The sequence below is a fragment of the Arcticibacter tournemirensis genome, assembly GCF_006716645.1.
GTDB lineage: Bacteria > Bacteroidota > Bacteroidia > Sphingobacteriales > Sphingobacteriaceae > Arcticibacter > Arcticibacter tournemirensis.
In genome coordinates this window covers 1816253-1835260 of the sequence record NZ_VFPL01000001.1, presented here as the reverse complement: position 1 = coordinate 1835260, position 19008 = coordinate 1816253, and the positions used below count along the sequence as shown (strand labels likewise).

18 protein-coding genes are annotated in these 19008 nt (G+C 43.3%); 12 read left to right on the top strand and 6 right to left on the bottom strand.

Annotated elements, in window-relative coordinates; genetic code table 11:
• Positions 1 to 42 precede the first annotated feature (42 nt).
• Positions 43 to 1242 carry an ATP-binding protein gene (locus BDE36_RS07800; protein ID WP_141814417.1) on the top strand — a complete coding sequence of 400 codons (1200 nt, stop codon included), beginning with the start codon at positions 43 to 45 and terminating at the stop codon, positions 1240 to 1242.
• Here the strand turns inward: BDE36_RS07800 and BDE36_RS07795 are convergent.
• Positions 1239 to 1391 carry a PIN domain-containing protein gene (locus BDE36_RS07795; protein ID WP_141814416.1) on the bottom strand — a complete coding sequence of 51 codons (153 nt, stop codon included), beginning with the start codon at positions 1389 to 1391 and terminating at the stop codon, positions 1239 to 1241. The two genes, BDE36_RS07800 and BDE36_RS07795, sit on opposite strands and share 4 nt — an antisense overlap.
• Positions 1392 to 1410: 19 nt before the next feature.
• On the bottom strand, positions 1411 to 1719 hold the full coding sequence (gene vapB, locus BDE36_RS07790; RefSeq protein WP_141814415.1) for a type II toxin-antitoxin system VapB family antitoxin: 309 nt from the start codon (positions 1717 to 1719) through the stop codon (positions 1411 to 1413).
• Between the two features lie 142 nt (positions 1720 to 1861).
• On the opposite strand from vapB, the gene BDE36_RS07785 reads away from it, so the two are divergent.
• From BDE36_RS07785 to BDE36_RS07775, 3 genes are all read left to right on the top strand, one after another.
• Positions 1862 to 2086, top strand: a complete 225-nt coding sequence (locus BDE36_RS07785; RefSeq protein ID WP_141814414.1) for a hypothetical protein — start codon at positions 1862 to 1864, stop codon at positions 2084 to 2086.
• A complete protein-coding gene (locus BDE36_RS07780; RefSeq protein ID WP_141814413.1) occupies positions 2073 to 2345 on the top strand; it encodes a Txe/YoeB family addiction module toxin in 273 nt (90 codons plus the stop codon). Before BDE36_RS07785 ends, BDE36_RS07780 begins: the two co-directional genes overlap by 14 nt.
• Positions 2346 to 2426: 81 nt before the next feature.
• A complete protein-coding gene (locus BDE36_RS07775) occupies positions 2427 to 4580 on the top strand; it encodes a S9 family peptidase (protein ID WP_141814412.1) in 2154 nt (717 codons plus the stop codon).
• A 78-nt stretch (positions 4581 to 4658) separates the two neighbouring features.
• On the opposite strand, the gene kbl is transcribed toward BDE36_RS07775, so the two are convergent.
• Both kbl and BDE36_RS07765 read right to left on the bottom strand, forming a co-directional pair.
• Positions 4659 to 5849 carry a glycine C-acetyltransferase gene (gene kbl, locus BDE36_RS07770; RefSeq protein WP_141814411.1) on the bottom strand — a complete coding sequence of 397 codons (1191 nt, stop codon included), beginning with the start codon at positions 5847 to 5849 and terminating at the stop codon, positions 4659 to 4661.
• A gap of 44 nt (positions 5850 to 5893) precedes the next feature.
• Entirely contained in the window at positions 5894 to 7321 is a 1428-nt protein-coding gene (locus tag BDE36_RS07765; protein ID WP_141814410.1) for an L-serine ammonia-lyase, read from the bottom strand.
• A 249-nt stretch (positions 7322 to 7570) separates the two neighbouring features.
• Between BDE36_RS07765 and BDE36_RS07760 the strand changes: the two genes are divergently transcribed.
• The 3 genes from BDE36_RS07760 (at position 7571) to BDE36_RS07750 (ending at position 11875) form a co-directional block, all read left to right on the top strand.
• Positions 7571 to 8032 carry an Lrp/AsnC family transcriptional regulator gene (locus tag BDE36_RS07760; RefSeq protein ID WP_141814409.1) on the top strand — a complete coding sequence of 154 codons (462 nt, stop codon included), beginning with the start codon at positions 7571 to 7573 and terminating at the stop codon, positions 8030 to 8032.
• A gap of 230 nt (positions 8033 to 8262) precedes the next feature.
• On the top strand, positions 8263 to 10731 hold the full coding sequence (locus BDE36_RS07755; protein WP_141814408.1) for an ABC transporter permease: 2469 nt from the start codon (positions 8263 to 8265) through the stop codon (positions 10729 to 10731).
• Positions 10732 to 10837: 106 nt separating this feature from the next.
• Complete coding sequence (locus BDE36_RS07750; protein WP_141814407.1) at positions 10838 to 11875, top strand: DUF4097 family beta strand repeat-containing protein; 1038 nt, start codon at positions 10838 to 10840, stop codon at positions 11873 to 11875.
• Positions 11876 to 11945: 70 nt separating this feature from the next.
• Here BDE36_RS07750 and BDE36_RS07745 read toward each other — a convergent pair whose 3' ends face one another.
• Positions 11946 to 12650: an LOG family protein gene (locus tag BDE36_RS07745; RefSeq protein WP_128769456.1), complete on the bottom strand. Its 705-nt coding sequence runs from the start codon at positions 12648 to 12650 to the stop codon at positions 11946 to 11948.
• A 374-nt stretch (positions 12651 to 13024) separates the two neighbouring features.
• Between BDE36_RS07745 and recR the strand changes: the two genes are divergently transcribed.
• Complete coding sequence (gene recR / locus BDE36_RS07740; RefSeq protein WP_141814406.1) at positions 13025 to 13636, top strand: recombination mediator RecR; 612 nt, start codon at positions 13025 to 13027, stop codon at positions 13634 to 13636.
• Between the two features lie 99 nt (positions 13637 to 13735).
• The gene (locus BDE36_RS07735; RefSeq protein ID WP_128769458.1) at positions 13736 to 14551 is read left to right on the top strand and encodes an SDR family oxidoreductase; all 816 of its coding nucleotides are present in this window, start codon (positions 13736 to 13738) and stop codon (positions 14549 to 14551) included.
• A 129-nt stretch (positions 14552 to 14680) separates the two neighbouring features.
• Here BDE36_RS07735 and BDE36_RS07730 read toward each other — a convergent pair whose 3' ends face one another.
• Complete coding sequence (locus BDE36_RS07730; RefSeq protein ID WP_141814405.1) at positions 14681 to 15565, bottom strand: YitT family protein; 885 nt, start codon at positions 15563 to 15565, stop codon at positions 14681 to 14683.
• Positions 15566 to 16097: 532 nt separating this feature from the next.
• Here BDE36_RS07730 and trpD point away from each other — a divergent pair.
• Genes trpD through trpB form a run of 3 tightly spaced genes read left to right on the top strand, consistent with a single transcriptional unit; the run spans position 16098 to position 18954 of the window.
• Positions 16098 to 17090 (top strand): anthranilate phosphoribosyltransferase, encoded by a 993-nt coding sequence (gene trpD, locus BDE36_RS07725; protein ID WP_128769460.1) that lies wholly within the window; start codon positions 16098 to 16100, stop codon positions 17088 to 17090.
• Positions 17090 to 17776, top strand: coding sequence for a phosphoribosylanthranilate isomerase (locus tag BDE36_RS07720; RefSeq protein ID WP_235904264.1), 687 nt, complete (start codon positions 17090 to 17092; stop codon positions 17774 to 17776). Before trpD ends, BDE36_RS07720 begins: the two co-directional genes overlap by 1 nt.
• Positions 17773 to 18954, top strand: coding sequence for a tryptophan synthase subunit beta (gene trpB, locus BDE36_RS07715; protein WP_202618120.1), 1182 nt, complete (start codon positions 17773 to 17775; stop codon positions 18952 to 18954). Before BDE36_RS07720 ends, trpB begins: the two co-directional genes overlap by 4 nt.
• Positions 18955 to 19008 lie beyond the last annotated feature (54 nt).

The window sequence follows — 19008 nt, the reverse complement described above, 5'->3', positions numbered from 1 at the left end:
TTCAAGTCAATATTATTGTAAATTTGACTTGAGGTCAAGTCAATGGAAACACTTATAGAATATCAGAATAACTTACTTGAGAATATAAAAGGGAACTTCTTTCGCTTTCTGTACCAGGTAATCCCATGGAACCAGCGCATGATAGCTATAAAAGGATTGAGGGGTTCGGGTAAGACGACGCTTATTTTACAGCACCTTAAGTTTGGAACGGAAGACCCCGCGATAAGTTTATATGTAACAGCCGATCATCCCTGGTTTTACACAAATACTTTATTAGATCTTGCCGACCAATGGTATAAACACGGAGGAAGAATCTTATACATCGATGAAGTACACAAATATAAAAACTGGTCGCGGGAGCTAAAAAACATATACGATGGCTACCCAAAAATGAAAATTGTATTTACAGCGTCTTCAGCGCTCGATATCTACAGGGGAGAATCAGACTTGAGCAGAAGAGTGCTTAGCTACAATCTTCCGGGAATGTCGGTACGGGAGTACATAGAGCTGGTTCATAGCATCAAATTACCACGGATAACACTGGAAGATATTCTTGCGAACCATTCGGGAATTGCTTTTGACATAAACAAGCAATTAGAGACACCGTTGAGGCTGTTTAAGCAATATCTTATTAGTGGTTATCTGCCTTTCACTCTTGAAAATAAAGAGGCAGATTATTTGACAAGATTATTTCAGGTAATTGATACCTCCATATCTTTTGACCTTGCTTTTATAAAGGATTACTCATCTACTCACGCAGCTAAAATAAAGAAACTACTGGGAGTAATAGCTGAATCGGCTCCGTTTGAACCTAATATTACATCATTAGCCCAAAAACTTAATCTCGGGAGGGATACCGTTAACAGCTTTTTGCAACACCTGCAGAGTGCGCATCTGTTAAATCTCATCAACCGGCCAACTAATGGAGTTGCTGCATTGCAAAAGCCAGATAAAATATATTTGGAGAATACAAATCTGAGCTATGCGCTTAAGCCGAATCCCGATATCGGAACTATCAGGGAAACTTTTCTGCTTAATCAGTTAAAGAACGCAGGCCATGAAGTTGAATACGCAACCAAAGGCGATTTTCTGGTAGACAGAAAATATACAATCGAAATCGGCGGACCGGGTAAGTCAGCAAAGCAAATCGAGGGTATTAAGGATTCTTATATAGCAGCCGATGAAATAATAACGGGGTTCGGTAACAAGATACCGCTATGGCTCTTTGGGCTGATGTATTAAAGAGTGCTAACTATCTCCCAGAAAGAGACAATACTAACATATAAGTCGGATCGATCATCTCTTAATATTTCTCTTACCCTTTCCGAGAGTTGGTCGCTATCATCCTTCATCCACAACAATGCATGTGCATCGAGAAGGTACTGACTCATTTACATGTATTCGACTCATTTACATGTATTCCTTGAAATCGTCCAGAGGATCATCAAAACCGGGACTCATTTGCATTTTACCCCTTAGCAATCCCAGTTTCCGTCCCTTGCTTTTCTTTGAAGTGATATTTTTCTTCTCCAAAATAAAATCTATAAAGTCTTCAACCTCCTTATGGTGTCCAGGTGGAATTTTTTTTATCTTTTCAATTAATTTCAGATGCTCCACGATAGTATTGTGAATAAATAAAAGTACAAAAATCGTGCAAAAACAAGCAATCAGGTACCAGGCAATCAAGGTAACATACAGAAAAATATCTTTAGGCAACATTGACCTGACTTCAATCCAATGGAAACGCTTAGTGTTAAGGTCTTCGGGAAGACTTTTTGTTTTCAGAACTCGTTTGCCCGGGAAAAACCAAGCTTTGTCAAGGAGAATAATTGTATATTTGTATATTTAAATTTCTTCTCTTATGGAAGCTACAATAAGAATTAATACAGATATGTTAGGTACTGATTTTCTGAATGGTATCAAAGAAATGTTTCCTCATAAAACGGTTGAAATAACTATTCAATCTGCTGATGCTACTGATTATATTTTAAGTAATCCTGCATATGCCCAGGAGCTTCAGGAGAGAATAGCAGAGTATGACAAAAAACAGGAAACAATAACACTAAAAGCCAATGAGCTCTTATGATAGAACTATTGAGTTCATTCCAAAAGCTTTTAAAGAATACCAAAATTGGATACAAACAGACAGAAAAGTTGCATTAAGGATTGGAGACCTTATTAAGGATATTCTGAGAAGTCCTTTTGAGGGCATTGGAAAGCCTGAAGCTCTGAAACACCAGTTTCAGGGATATTGGAGCCGGAGAATAAATAATGAACATCGTCTTGTCTATAAAATAACTAACAACTCTGTGGTTATTATTTCTTGCTACTCACATTATCAGTAAGCGATCTATTCGTTCAGATCATTATCTTTGTTGCAGTTGTGCAGCCTGAGCCGCGCAATTGTAATTTATTTCCTGTCATATATGATCCGATTTTTTCTGCTCTTTGTCAGCTTTAGCTTTTGTGCGCCTGCTTTTGCCCAGCAAAAACAGTTTACGATGGAAGAAGCCGTTCTTGGTATGAATACCAGTCTGGCACGTGAAGACCTTAAACAGTTAAACTGGATTCCGGGTGAAAATTCGATTTCCGAGGTAGTGAAAACTCCATACGGAGGTGCACTGGTCCGCCGGAAGCTTCCGCAGATAAGTACCGACACATTGCTTCGTTTAAGCGAACTTCAGAAGCAACTTGGTAGTAAATATACTTTACGTGCCTTGCCACCGATAGAATGGATCGACAACAAAGAGGCCTTCTTTGCACTGGGAAACAACTATTTCATCTGTTCAGCTGCAGCTAATGGCTGGAATATCAAAGAATGGAGGGACCTTCCCGGGGAAGCAGAGAACGTCGTTTTACAAAAAAGCACAAAGCGGTTTGCTTATACTATTGGGAACAACCTATATCTTATTGATGCTGCAGGAAAAACGCATACGGTGACCAGCGACAAGGAGGCCGGGATAGTTAACGGGCGTTCTGTCCACAGAAACGAATTCGGCATCGACGGTGGAATATTCTTATCCCCTAAAGGGAACTATCTTGCTTTTTACAGGATGGATGAACGCATGGTTGAAGATTATCCTATTGTAAACTGGAATGTGACTCCTGCGGCTGTTCATCTGACAAAGTATCCTTTTGCAGGTCGCACTTCCCATGAAGTGACCCTCGGCGTTTACAATCCTTCAAGCGGGAAAACGATATTCCTGGACACTGGTACTCCGAAGGACCACTATCTGACTTCTGTTACCTGGAGCCCCGACGAGCAGTTTATTTATCTGGCTATACTCAACCGCGAACAGAATCACCTTTGGCTGAACCAGTACAACGCCCGCACAGGCGCCTTCATAAAAACACTGTTTGAGGAAACTGACCCAAAATATGTACATCCGCAGCACTCGCTCACTTTTATTCCCGGAAAAAACGACGAGTTCATCTGGTGGAGTCAGCGCGACGGGTTTATGCATCTCTACCGATACAATACCAGGGGAAAACTACTTAATCAGATCACGAAAGGCGACTGGGTGGTTACTGAGATAGCGGGAGAGTCAGAAAAAAGGAAAGAGCTTTATATTATTAGCACGAAGGAGTCGCCTTTAGACCGGCATATTTATTCGGTGAACTGGGAAAGCGGAAAGCTGAGAAGGCTGGGCAGCGATCCGGGCACTCACTCGGCCGGAGTAAGTACCACCGGTGATTATGTGATCGACCGCTGGTCGAACGGGAATGCACCAAGGGTTATCGACATGGTGTCGACCACCGGGAAATGGAAGCAAAATCTTCTGACCGCAAAAGATCCTCTCGCCGCGTATCAGCGGCCAAAGATTGAAAACGTAACGATTAAAGCTGATGATGGCACTCCTTTATATGGAAAGCTGATCTATCCCGTAAACTTTGATGCGACAAAGAAATACCCTGTAATTGTTTATCTGTATAACGGTCCGAACGTTCAGATCATCTCTAATGGCTTCCCTGCCAGCGGCAATCTTTGGTACGAATATATGGCGCAGCACGGCTATGTCATTTTCACCATGGAGGGCCGGGGCAGCGCTAACAGGGGAATGAAATTTGAACAGGCTACGTTTAGAAAACTGGGAACGGTAGAAATGGAGGATCAGCTAAAGGGTGTGGCATACCTGAAGTCGCTTCCCTTTGTGGATGCATCGAGGTTAGGTGTTCACGGCTGGAGCTATGGTGGCTTCATGACCACATCGCTGATGCTGCGTCACCCGGAAGTATTTAAATGCGGTGTTGCCGGCGGTCCGGTGATGGACTGGAAGATGTATGAGGTGATGTATACCGAGCGCTATATGGATACCCCCCAGGAGAATCCGGAAGGCTACGAAGAAGCGAACCTTCTTACCAAGGTAAAGAACCTGAAGGGGAAATTATTATTGATCCATGGTACAATTGACAGCACTGTTGTCTGGCAGCATTCGGTTAACTTCGTGAAGCAGTGCGTAGACAATAATGTGCAGGTAGATTATTTTGTATACCCTGGTTATGAGCATAACGTAAGAGGCCGCGACCGGGTGCATCTGATGCAGAAAATCACTGATTACTTTGACGAATACCTGAAATAGTAAAATGGGGTCAAAGGATGAGAGAAGTTACAAACTTCTCTCATCTGCAGGCTTCAGTGTGCAACTGAAACCAATAGTTTATTTCAAAACGCCCAGCTCCTTGCCTACTTCTGTAAATGCGTTAATGGCTTTATCCAGATGCTCTTTGGTATGTGCTGCCGACATCTGAACGCGTATCCTTGCCTTCCCTTCGGGAACTACGGGATAATAAAACCCGATCACATAAATGCCCTTCTCAAGAAGTTTGGAAGCAAACAGCTGCGACAGCTTCGAATCATATAGCATGATCGGAACGATAGGATGTACTCCGGGTTTGATATCAAAACCGGCAGCAGTCATCTTTTCCCTGAAATAAGAAGTGTTCCATTCGAGGCGATCTCTTAATTCGGTTGTTTCCGAGAGCATGTCAAGCACAGCGATAGAAGCGCCGACGATAGAGGGAGCAAGAGAATTAGAGAAAAGATAAGGCCGCGAACGCTGGCGCAGAACTTCGATAATCTCTTTTTTCGCTGAAGTAAAACCTCCCATTGCTCCTCCCAGAGCTTTGCCTAATGTTCCGGTTATAATATCAATGCGGCCCATCACACCGTGATGCTCATGAGTACCGCGCCCCGTTTTCCCGATAAAGCCAGAAGAATGGCTTTCGTCGACCATTACAAGCGCCTTATATTGATCTGCGAGATCGCAAATCTTATCAAGTTGCGCAATGGTGCCGTCCATGGAAAAAGACCCGTCGGTAACGATAATCCGGTGTTTTAAAGCAGATGATTCCTTTAACTTACTTTCAAGGTCGTCCATATCGTTATGATTATAACGATATCGTTTTGCTTTACACAAGCGCACTCCATCGATAATAGAGGCATGATTGAGCGCATCGGAGATGATAGCAGAATCTTCCCCTAAAAGAGGTTCGAAGACGCCACCATTCGCATCAAAAGCTGCCGCATAAAGAATGGTATCTTCCATTCCAAGGAAGTCTGAGAGCTTCTTCTCAAGCTCCTTATGTATATCCTGTGTACCACAAATAAAACGAACAGAAGACATTCCATATCCACGCGCATCAATCGCTTTCTTTGCGGCTTCTACTACCTTCGGATGAGAAGATAGTCCGAGGTAATTATTAGCACAGAAGTTGAGTACCCCGTGATTTGCGGTGGTATCGATCTGTGCACCCTGAGGGGTAGTAATGATTCTTTCTTCCTTAAATAATCCTGCTTCTTTGATTTCTTCAATAAGCTTCTGCAGCTCTGGTTTTAATGTTTCGTACATGACTTTTTATATTAAGCTCAATAACAGATAATTTATTAAATTCATTAGCATTCACTAAGACTGATAGGAATGTTAACAGCAAGTCCCCCTTCAGAAGTTTCCTTGTACCTGGAATGCATGTCCTGGGCTGTTTGCCACATGGTTTTCACCACGTTGTCAAGAGAAACTTTGGCAAGTGCCGGATCGCTTCTTAAGGCGAGCTGCGAAGCGGTAATTGCCTTTATCGCCCCAAAAGCGTTCCTTTCGATACAAGGGATTTGAACCAGTCCGCCCACCGGATCGCAGGTCATGCCAAGATGGTGCTCCATAGCAATTTCAGCAGCCATAAGACATTGCTTTACCGACCCTCCCATCACCTCCGTAAGTCCAGCTGCAGCCATTGCCGAAGAAACTCCGATTTCAGCCTGGCAGCCTCCCATGGCCGCCGATATAGTGGATCCCTTTTTAAAAATGCTGCCTATCTCCCCTGCTGTTAAAAGGAACTGAACGATTTTCTGCGGGTCGTCGCCGTCGCAGAAAAAGACATAATACTTCAGAACAGCAGGAATTACCCCTGCTGCCCCATTTGTAGGAGCTGTAACCACTCTTCCAAACGAAGCATTCTCTTCATTCACGGCCAGCGCAAAACAGCTTACCCAATCGAGAATACTGTTAAAACTATTACCTGAGGGACGTACTCTCGCTCTCCAGCTCTCGTAGTCGGAATATGCCCCGCCATTTAGCAAACTTCTGCTCATATTTGCAGCACGCCGCTTTACATCCAGTCCGCCGGGCAAAATACCGTCGGTATTACACCCCCGGTAAATGCAATCGCGCATCGTCTTATAAATTTCGAGTAAACCATCGTTTACCTCTTGTTCGGACCTCCAGGCTTTCTCATTCTCCATCACCACCTCCCATATGCGCTTGTTCGAGGTCTCGCACCACTTAAGCAAATCGGCTGCGTAGTTAATGGGGTACGGTAAACTTACCGGCTTGTCAACATTATCACATTCGCCTTCTTTCTTTATAAAACCGCCGCCGATGGAGTACCATGTTTCTATGAATTGACCCATTTCGCCCACCTCCGCGATAAAGGTCATCGCATTGGGGTGAAAAGGAAGCGATTCGTTATATTCGAAAAAGATATCGCTTTCGGGAACGAACGAAATCCGCGTATTTCTACTTAAGGTAATTTCGGAAGTTTGGCGCACTCCATCGATGATCGGGAGGATAGTAGACGTATCAATTGTAACGGGGTCGCAGTCCATGAGACCCAGCATGATCGCAATATCAGTTCCATGCCCCCTGCCGGTTTTAGCGAGCGATCCATATAGAATAACTTTAAGGGATTCCACCTTCGAAAGCAAGTCGCTACCCTGCAACGACTTAACAAATTGCTGTGCTGCTTTCCAGGGACCCAGCGTATGTGAACTTGATGGGCCTACACCTATTTTAAACACATCAAAAACCGAAATTCTTTCTTCTTCCATTGGAAATGACTACCTCATTTAAAGGATATTCATTAATAAGCGTAATATTCACAAAGAGTTTTAACACATCAAATATCCATATATTGTATCAATCACGGACCTATATGTTCTACTTCAAAGCGATGTAATAAAGGAATTTTATTTAATAAATACCAGTTCTCCATAAATTTTACTGTACGAGCTTCTCCAAGCAAAAAATAAATCTAAATTAGCCATCGGAACGTATCGGAATCAGAAAATTTTACCACTATGAATGCCATCGACGATATTGACAGGATTATTCTGAAGGAATTACAGCAGAATGCGAAGATCACCACTAAGGAATTAGCAGCGCTGCTTAACCTTTCAATTTCTCCGGTTTATGAGAGAATTAAGCGACTCGAGAACCTTGGATATGTCAAACAGTATGTTGCAGTCTTGAACAAAAACCTCTTAAGTCAGCCTTTTACAACCTACTGCCAGGTATCAATGCGATATCATAATGAAGCTTTTATCGATAAATTCGAACAGGAAATACAAAACCTTGAAGAGGTTCAGGAATGCTATCATATTGCAGGTCAGATTGACTTTCTTTTAAAGATCAATGTGAGAAGTATTGACGAATACCATAATTTTATTCGGTATAAGCTATCGAAAATCAGCAATATCGGCGTCCTTAACAGCGCCTTCGTTTTGAAAGAAATTAAACATACCCATGCTTATAATATTTGACTTGCTTTAAGTTGTAAGTAATAAGTTGTAAGTAGTAAGTTGTAGGTTGTAAGTTGTAGGTTGTAGGTTTTGGGGTTTAAAGTATAAATCGCCTGAAATTCTTCATTTTGACCAAAGTACCGTTTACGCTGTACGGTTTCGTACATATGGTGTTCAGCAATGGACATCAAATGCATAAAACAAACAAGCAACAAATTAAATATCAATAAGTTAAAATCAAGGCATTGCTTATGATGGTAATTAGGACGAAGATTCTGAGGCCTTCAACTAAAGCAATAAAAATGATAAAAAGCTATATTCTGATCGCGATGCGCAACATGTGGAAGCGTAAAGTTTTCACCCTGATCCAGATGCTTGGTTTAAGCATATCCTTCGGGGCGGCGCTTATTTTGTTCCTCACAGCGATGTTTGAATTTTCTTTTGACGATTTTCACAAAAACAAAGATAAAATATACCAGGTTTACAGGCAGCAATACAGTCCGCGCGGCATAGAAAATGATTCGCCCATGCCGGTTCCTTTTGCTCCGTCGGCAAAAGCAGAGCTAAGTGGAATAAAATATATAAGCCGCTTCGGTAATTCAGGCGGGCTCCTGATGTATAACGACAAATTCTTTGATCTTTCTGTTAAATATGCCGATCCTTCATTCCTTCAAATGTTCTCCTTTCCTCTTGTGAGCGGAAACGCCAGCTCGGCACTCCGGAACGCCGACGAAGTGATCATTACAAGTTCGTATGCTGAAAAGATTATGGGAACGAAGGATGTGACGGGTAAAACAATTAAAATCAAGACGGATAAGGATTGGAAGAGCTATATTATTTCTGGTGTTGCAGAAGATCCTCCCAAAAACTCGACTTTAAAATTTGATATTTTGTCGCGTTTCGAAAACTTCCCAGGGTATAAAGGGAATGAAGATAAGTGGGCCAATCAAAACCATCCTGTTTTTTTACAGCTTGCAGATAATATCACAGCTGAATCTTTCGAACAATCTGCGAGACCATTTATAAATAAATACTTTCAGACGGATATTAAGAACCTGAAACGCGACGGCGCGAAACCGGATACACGGGGTCAATTCGTGAACCTGAAGCTGCTTCCTCTCAGCGAAATCCATTTCAGCAGTATCAGTTCGGTAGGCCAGGCCATAAAGCCTTTTTTCCCGTTCGTCCTTATTCTGTTAAGCGCTGTTATCCTGTTTATAGGAGGAAGCAATTTCGTTAACCTCTCGTTGGCAGCGTCTTTTACACGTGCCAGAGAGATAGGAGTAAGAAAAACATTCGGCGCTCAAAAAAAGCAGATTATTACCCAGTTCTGGTGCGAGGCTTTCATTTTATGTTTCTTAGCACTGCTGGCAGGGACAGGCTTGCTGCTTGCTGGTTTAAAGTCGTATCTCGCGGCCACAGGCTCTAACATGTCGGCTGAGATTCTTTTCTCAGGCCAGGCGCTTTTGTGGTTCTGCCTTGTTTTTCTACTAACCACAGCCCTCGCCGGTGGTTACCCGTCGCTGGTGATGGCCCGCTTTAATACGCTAAGGACTTTACAGGGTAAATTAAACGTAGGCTCGAAAAACGGATTACGAAATACCTTAACTATCGTACAATTCATCATCGCTATCATCCTCATTATTTCCACACTTACCATCAGTAAGCAGCTCAGCTTCATAAGGAACATGCCTCTGGGATTCAACAAGGCGGAAGTTATCAGTATCCCGATAGGAAATGATATTGATCCGGAAAGCGCTTTACAGCAGATGAGAAACAAAATGGCTGCTATACCTGCTGCCGTGAGTGTAACGGGAACGGACATCAATCTGGGACGGGGCCTGGATGGCTCTGTGACTAACTCGGTAATGGGTTTTGATTATAAAAACAGGGAAGTAAAAACTAACTGGCTCCGCATAGATTACGACTACCTAAAAACACTGGATATACCGCTTATTAAGGGACGGGATTTCTCAAGAGCTTTCGGCACCGATACTGCATCGGTTCTTATAAATGAAAAAATGGCTGCTCTGCTGGGCGAGAAAGAGCCAGTTGGAACAATACTCCCCCTGGGCGACGGGCACAATGTGAAGGTAATTGGAGTTGTAAAAGACTTTCATTTCAAGAACCTGCATCAGGAGATCAAGCCACTTACAATGGTGATCCAGCCGGGTGAATGGCCTGTTTCGTACATTTTCGTAAGGGTCAAGGGTGACAACCTTGTTAAATCAATGCAGCTTATTGAGAAAGCCTGGAAAGAAGTGAACCCCCGGAGTCAGACAGGTGCATCCTTCCTGGATGAGAACACTGACCGGGAGTATAAAAAAGAAGAGGGAATGTCGAAAATATTCTCCGCAGGAGCCGGCCTGGCTATATTCATATCCTGCATGGGTTTGTTTGCCTCTGCCCTGCTGGCAATGAACCAGAGAGTCAAAGAAATTGGAATCCGTAAGGTTCTGGGCGCCAGTGTGGCCAACATAATAGTTATGTTATCAAAAGATTTTGCAAGGTTAGTGTTGATAGCTTTTGTTATCGCAGCTCCCCTGACCTGGTTTATTATGCATAAATGGCTGGAAGACTTTGTCTACCATATCAATGTTTCGGGCTGGATTATACTGGCAGGCGGGCTGATCGTATTTTCTGTGGCCTTGCTTACCGTCAGCTTTCATTCGGTGAAAGCGGCACTGGCAAACCCGGTGAAGAGCCTGCGATCAGAATGACCGCTATTGGGTTGAAAGTTGAAGGTTGAAGGTTGAAAGTTGAAGGGTAACAAGCTGATAGCTGAAAGCTGACAGCTCAATTATATAACCTTTTAAATTACAAAAAATGAAAAGACTGATTTTATTAACGCTGATTTTATCACAATTAATTCCGGCAACGGCACGTCAGAAGGATTCTGGCCTGCCTTATTTAACAAAGTCCTTTAATGGAACAAGTATTATGAACGTTAAAGCTGAAACCTCTGGCGGCAGCCTTACGGTAACGGGTAGCAGTGAAAAGGAGGCAAAAGTAGAGGTGTATGTCAGGACCAATGGCAATAACCGTAACATCTCCGACGAGGAAATAAAGAAACTGCTCTCTGAAAACTATGACATTGACATCGCTGTAAGCGGCGACGAACTAAGGGCTATTGCTTCATCAAAAGGAAACATCAACTGGAAGAAGTCGTTAAGTATTTCGTTCAGGATCTTCGTCCCTTCTAAAATCTCTTCTAAACTTCATACGAGTGTCGGAAGCATCAGGCTGTCAGATTTATCAGGCAATCATGACTTCAGCACCAGTGGCGGTAGTCTGCATATTGAGGGCCTAAGCGGGATGCTGTCAGGAAAGACATCGGGGGGCAGTATCTATGTTGCCAACAGCAAAGGAACAGTAGATCTTAAGACCAGTGGAGGCAGCATCGAAGCGGTTAAATGCAATGGAACAATTGATCTGTCCACTTCAGGAGGTTCATTAAAACTGGAGCAACTGCAAGGCAATATAAAAGCCAGGACCAGCGGAGGCAGTATCAGTGGAAATAGCATTTCCGGAGAGCTTTTCTCGCATACTTCCGGAGGCAGCATTCGTTTAGAACAACTGGCATGTAGTTTGGATGCCTCTACGAGTGCAGGAGGAGTGACGGCTTCCTTCACCACGCCCGGGAAATTTGTAAAAATAAACGTCAGTGCCGGAAGTGCAACATTAGCGCTGCCGAAAAACAAAGGGTTCAACCTCGACCTGAATGGCGGAAGGATCAATGCAGGAACGTTGAATAACTTTAACGGTATTGTAGAAAAAGATAAAATAAAAGGCAGTCTTAACGGAGGAGGAACCGATGTATATGTGCGTACCTCTGCAGGCTCTGTGTCTATAGACTGGAGGTAAGGATACATAGTATGTACTTGCATTTAAAAATGCACGCAAATGTGTATTTTTAAATGCAGAGTATATACTATCAGAAGTTAGGTTTCAGCACATATTTATTATAGAACCTGAAGATGTGTTCTGCAGCTTCTTCAGCGGTGTCTACTACACGGTAAAGGTTCAAATCATCTTCACTGATATTCTTTGCGTCAAGCATATGGTTTTCTACCCAGTCGAGTAGTCCGCTCCAGTATTCTTTACCGACAAGGACAATCGGGAAGCGTGCAATTTTTCCTGTTTGAATAAGAGTAATGGCCTCAAACATCTCATCCATTGTTCCAAATCCACCTGGCAGTACAATAAAACCCTGAGAGTATTTCATAAACATTACCTTTCTGACGAAGAAGTAATTGAACTCCATCAGTTTATCGCGATCGATGTATTTATTATGGAACTGTTCAAAAGGCAGTTCAATATTTAATCCTACAGACTTACCGCCTGCTTCATAAGCGCCTTTATTGGCGGCTTCCATAATCCCCGGGCCTCCCCCCGATATCACACCATAACCGTGCTCGGTTAGCAGGGCGGCTATCTCCTCTGCCATCTTGTAATATTTACTATCCTGCGGGGTCCTCGCGGAACCGAATATAGACACACAGGGACCTATCTTGGCCAGTTTTTCAAAGCCTTCAACAAATTCGGCCATTATTTTAAAAATCTGCCAGGAGTCAGTTACTTTAATCTCCTGCCAATCCTTATTGTCGAACGCGTTTCTTATTTTCTCGTCACTTGTCATATTTTCAATTAATAGTATTTAGTACAATGTTGTTTGCTCCTGCAATTTATAAACTAAGATAAAATTCTGAAACAGGGCGCTAAATGTAAGAAAAATAAGTTTACAATTCATTTCGCTTGTTGGTTATTCAAGACATCTGTCTGAACGGATACGGAACTTCTTTTGAAAGGCGCGACTCTATCTTCGATGCAGACTGCCGCTCGCTCCCGTGCTTCTTCGATATTTCTCGAAGAAGCACGGGAGGAAGACAAAGCATGGTCCCTAAGTGAGTGCTATCCGCTCTGAAGCGGTTCTGAAGCGGGTGCGAAGCGGTCGGTATCGTATAAATCCAATTCCTGTTTTCAATCACAGAATCTCCTATGTACCTTTGCAGGATGAACTTTTCCTCGCGTTTACTGGAAAATGCTGTAAATGAATTCTCAAAGCTCCCGGGAGTGGGCCAGAAAACCGCCCTTCGCCTGGTGCTTCATCTTTTGAATCAATCCTCGCAGGAGGTGGAGAACTTAAGCGATGCACTGACCCGCCTGAAGCGGGAAATACGCTATTGTAAGGTTTGCGGTAACATTTCCGACTCTGAAGTATGCGGGGTATGCTCGGCAAATAAACGCGACAAGTCCTTAGTTTGTATTGTAGAGGATACGCGCGACATTATGGCTATCGAGAACACGAATCAATATAACGGCGTCTATCATGTACTTGGAGGCCTGATTTCACCTATGGACGGTATTGGCCCCTCGGATCTCAACATAGAACGCCTCGTAGAGCGGGTAAAAACCGGAGAGATAGAGGAAGTTATACTCGCGCTCAGTGCAACAATGGAGGGTGACACCACTATCTTTTATATATTCAAAAAACTGAAGGACCTGCCAGTGAAAATCAGCACTATCGCCCGCGGAATCGCCTTCGGGGGAGAAATCGAATATGCCGATGAAATAACTCTTGCACGCTCTATAGCAACGAGGGTACCGTATGGAGTTGAAAGTTGAGAGTTAAGAGTTGAAGGTTGACAGCGACAAGGCACTTAATATTATTAATTGTGTTGAACTCTTTACTTTGAACTTTTACCTTTGAACTCTTTAAAAAGTATGGATCTTAAAAATAAAACCATCATCATCACAGGGGCCTCTTCGGGAATAGGCAGGGCTTGCGCAGAGGAATTTGCGCGCCGTGGGGCGAATCTTGTTCTTGGAGCCCGGCAGTACGTTTCGCTTTGCGAGCTAACAGATGAACTGGAAAAGGAATACAATATAAAAGCGGTTGCAGTTCAATGTGATGTATCAAATGAAGAGGATTGTAAGCATCTTATTAAACAAGCCGTACTGACATTCAGAGGGATTGACATTCTCGTAAATAATGCGGGAATCAGCATGAGAGCGCTTTTTAAGGACCTCGACCTGGTAGTGATACGCAATCTGATGGATGTAAATTTCTGGGGAACAGTATACTGCACGAAGCATGCACTTCCCGAGCTTCTGAAAAGCAAAGGCTCTGTGGTGGGCATATCTTCTATCGCTGGTTACCGTGGCCTGCCGGGCCGGACGGGCTACTCAGCTTCGAAATTCGCAATGAATGGATTTATGGAAGCTTTAAGAGTAGAGAATTTAAAAACAGGACTTCACGTGATGGTGGCAGCTCCGGGCTTCACCGCATCGAATATCCGCAATACAGCGCTCGCTAAAGATGGTTCTCAGCAAGGCGAGAGCAGCATGGATGAAGGCAAGATGATGACCGCGGAAGAGGTTGCCGCAATCATAGCCGACGGCATCATTAAAAGGAAGCGCACGCTGATTATGACGGGGCAGGGAAAACTGGCCGTATTGATGAACAAACTGCTACCCGCCTGGGTCGATAAAAAAGTTTATCAGCTGTTCACAAAAGAAAAAGACCCGTTGATTAAGTAGGCGGATAGCTGTTGGCAGTTGCTTGTAAGCTGATTGCCATTGTTAATAGCTATTTTCCGGCGGGCGATTAGCTGTTGCTATTTAATGCTAATTACTAATACTGTCTTTTAAAAAGCTGTTTCCAGCTCTTTAATGCAACGGTCTCCTTTTTATCAGTCCCCCGTTTGTTTCGGAAATTACATTCATCACCATAAAGGCTTTCCTGTCGATCAAGCGAACTACATCCTTTATTTTGGATACTTCGAGACGGGTTACTACCGTAAAGATGATATCTATTTCTTTGTCGCTGTACTGATTGCCACCGTAACCGCGCTCTCCTTTATACACCGTCACGCCACGCTTGAGATTTGTTGTGATTGCTTCCTTTATCTCGTGGCTCTTGGCAGATATGATCGTTACTCCGGTGTACTCCTCGATCCCCTGAATAATAAAATCCACTGTTTTCGAGGCAGAAAGATAGGTTAGTATCGAGTATAATGCAGACTCTATTCCTAAAATAAAAGCCGCACAGATGAAGATCGCAACATTGATGATCATGATGATATCACCGATAGAGAAAACACTCTTGCGGTTAATGTACACTGCAATAATTTCAGTACCGTCGAGTACGCATCCTCCCCTCATTGCAAAGCCGATACCCGCTCCAAGGAAGAATCCGCCGAATATAGATATCAGCAGCTTATCATGCGTTATTACGGGAAAGTCGAAAAAGAAAATCACTAATGACAGGCCTACAACCGCAAACAGGGTATAAAGAGCAAAGGGTTTTCCGATCTGCCGTAAACCAAGAAGAATAAAAGGAGCGTTAAACACAAGCAGCCATACGGAAACAGGTACGCCGGTAATGTGATTCGCTAACAAGGATATCCCGGTGACTCCCCCATCGATGAATTCATTCGGAAGCAGGAATCCCTTTAATCCAAAAGCCGCCAGTAATACTCCCAAAATAACAAAAAGAATCTTTAGTAATCGTTGTTTTAGTGATAAATTGTACCTCTTTCTTCTGTTAATCATATTTTAGTATAGTATTTAGTATCAGGTATCAAGACGCTGAATTATCCAAGTATCAAGCATTTAATATCAAGTATCACGATGTACGTATTATCCAAGTATCAGGTATATAGTATCAAGTATCAAGACGTACGTACCAGGATGTGCTTTAATAAATTCTACGATAAGCTTGAAGCGATGTTCTTGCCTGTTTTAGACGTCACAATATAGGTAAAATATGGAAAAATTCATGAGCGACTGCTCAAGTCTGTTAATACATGTTTTGCTATTTTACCAAACTTGATACTTGTGTCTTGATACTTGTGTCTTGATACTTGATACTATATACTTGATACCTTAAAATAAATTTTGTCAAACCAAAAGATATATTCATATTTGTCAGACACGAATGAAAATAAACAACATACATATCTGGTGGTGGCACTTCGATTTATCGTAGTGGCAAACTGTATATGTAAGTAATTATTATAAGATAAACAGGGTTGCCCGCAAGGCAACCTTTTTTTTTGTCTTTGCGGGCAAAAACAAACAGATAATGAAACAAATATTAAATCATTTATTTGAGCACAAAAGCTTCAACACGCAGGAGGCAAAAGCCATTTTAACCAATATCACCGGAGGTAAATACAACACATCTCAAATGGCTGCTTTCATGACGGCCTATTGTATGCGGAGCATTACTGTAGACGAACTGGAAGGATTCAGGGATGCCATGCTCGACCTTTGCCTTAGCCCCGGATTAGAGCAGTACGACCTGATCGACCTGTGCGGTACGGGCGGTGATGGAAAAGACACATTCAATATCTCAACACTTGCCTCGTTTGTGGTTGCCGGCGCCGGGTATGGTGTAGCAAAGCATGGCAACTATGGTGTTTCTTCGGGATGCGGGTCATCCAACGTAATGGAGTTTCTGGGGTACAAGTTTAGTAACGATACGTCGCATCTTAAAAAGAGCGTGGAAGAGGCAGGTATCTGTTTTTTACATGCGCCACTTTTTCATCCTGCGATGAAGAACGTAGGACCGATCCGAAAGGAACTTGGCGTAAAAACGTTTTTCAATATGCTGGGCCCAATGGTGAATCCTGCAAAGCCAAAATACCAGGTGGTCGGGGTATTCAGTCTCGAGCTTGCCCGGATATACGCTTACCTGTACCAGAAGTCGGACAAACAGTATACGATCTTACATGCCCTCGACGGGTACGACGAGATTTCGCTTACAGGCAGCTTTAAAACGTTCTCTAATGATGGAGAATATATTTACACGCTTGACCAGTTGGGCTTTGACAAGATAAAACCGGAACAAATAGGGGGTGGAAGTTCTGTTGAGGAATCGGCAGCCATCTTTATGAATGTGCTTGAAGGGAAAGGCACTTCAGAACAGAATAATGTGGTTCTGAGCAATGCAGCGCTGGCTATTAAAACCATCCACAGCGGCAAATCTTTTGCCGATTGTTATTATGAAGCAGAGGAATCGCTCCTGAGCAAACGTGCGCTTGTAAGCTTTAAAACTCTCTTATCTATAAGCTGATGAATGGTCAAGGCATAAGTAAGAACGTCAGCAGGCCCAAACTCAAAGTTTGTGGCATGCGCGAGCCGGAAAACATTATGCAGGTAGCAGCATTAAATCCTGACTACATGGGTTTCATCTTCTACCCTGCTTCTAAACGGTTTGCAAACAGCCTGAATGAAGACATTCTGAGAAACCTGCCGCAAACAATTAAAAAGACCGGTGTATTTGTAAATGCCCCGTTTAATGAGATCATAGAGAAGGTAAAGAAATACCAGCTTGATGCCGTTCAACTGCATGGAAATGAGCCTTCGGAATTATGCGGACAAATCCGGTTAGAAGGAATTGAAGTGATCAAGGCATTCGGGATTGATGAATCGTTTGATTATGGAATGCTCAACGCTTATGAAGAAACCACCGACTACTTCCTGTTCGATACAAAAACTCCGGCACATGGCGGCTCAGGAAAAGTGTTTAACTGGGACCTCCTGAAAAAAAGCCAAAGTAAGAAAGGATATTTCTTAAGCGGGGGATTGGGCATAGAAAACATTGGAACACTCAGTGACTTTGATGCCGCCAACCTGTATGCACTCGACCTGAACAGCAGGTTCGAAACAGAACCTGGACTAAAAGACATTAACAAATTAAATATCATTTTTGAACATATAAAAAAGTTGTCTGCGCAAGCAGAAAAGGAGAAATTATGAGCTATCATGTAAACGAAAAAGGATATTATGGAAATTTCGGGGGGGCCTATATTCCCGAAATGCTGTATCCTAACATAAAAGAGCTAAATGAGGTCTACCTCGAAATGATTGCAGATCCCAAGTTCAAAGAAGAGTATATGGGACTGCTGAAAGACTACGTTGGCCGCCCTTCGCCGCTTTATCTGGCAGAGCGCCTGTCGGAAAAGTACGGAACCACCATCTATTTAAAACGTGAGGACCTGAATCATACGGGTGCGCACAAGATCAACAATACAGTGGGCCAGATCCTGCTGGCAGAGCGCCTCGGTAAGAAACGCATTATTGCCGAAACCGGAGCCGGGCAGCATGGAGTAGCAACTGCTACCGTGTGCGCTTTAAAAGGCCTGGAATGCATCGTATACATGGGAGAAGTGGATATTGAACGTCAGGCTCCTAATGTTGCCCGGATGAAAATGATGGGTGCTACGGTAATTCCGGCCCTTTCGGGAAGCAGAACACTAAAGGACGCAACAAACGAGGCTTTACGCGACTGGATCAACAACCCTGCCGACACGCATTACATCATCGGATCGGTAGTGGGTCCACATCCTTATCCGGATATGGTAGCGCGGTTCCAGTCAATTATTTCAGAGGAAACTAAATGGCAGCTAAAGGAGAAAACAGGTAAATCGAACCCTGACTATGTTCTTGCTTGTGTTGGAGGCGGAAGTAATGCGATGGGAATGTTTTACCATTTCCTCGACGACGATGATGTTAAACTGATTGCGGTAGAAGCTGCAGGTAAAGGAGTAGAAACAGGAGAATCTGCGGCTACAACCCTGCTCGGCAAAGAAGGGGTGCTTCACGGCAGCCGCTCAATAGTAATGCAAACTGAAGATGGCCAGGTTGTAGAACCCTACTCTATATCAGCAGGCCTCGATTACCCTGGTATCGGCCCGCAACACGCCCATCTTTATGCTTCAAAGCGAGCTGAATATGTAAGTATTACTGATGATGAAGCGATGCAGGCAGGACTGCAGCTGGCGAAACTTGAAGGCATTATCCCTGCAATCGAAAGTGCTCATGCCTTTGCCTATCTCGACAAGATGAAGTTTGAAGGTAATGAGACTGTAGTCGTTTGCCTTTCGGGCCGGGGAGATAAAGACCTCGATACTTATATGAAATATTTTGGACTATGAGTAGAAAGTTAAAAGTTGAAAGTAGAAGGTCTGATAACGACAGAACTTCACTTT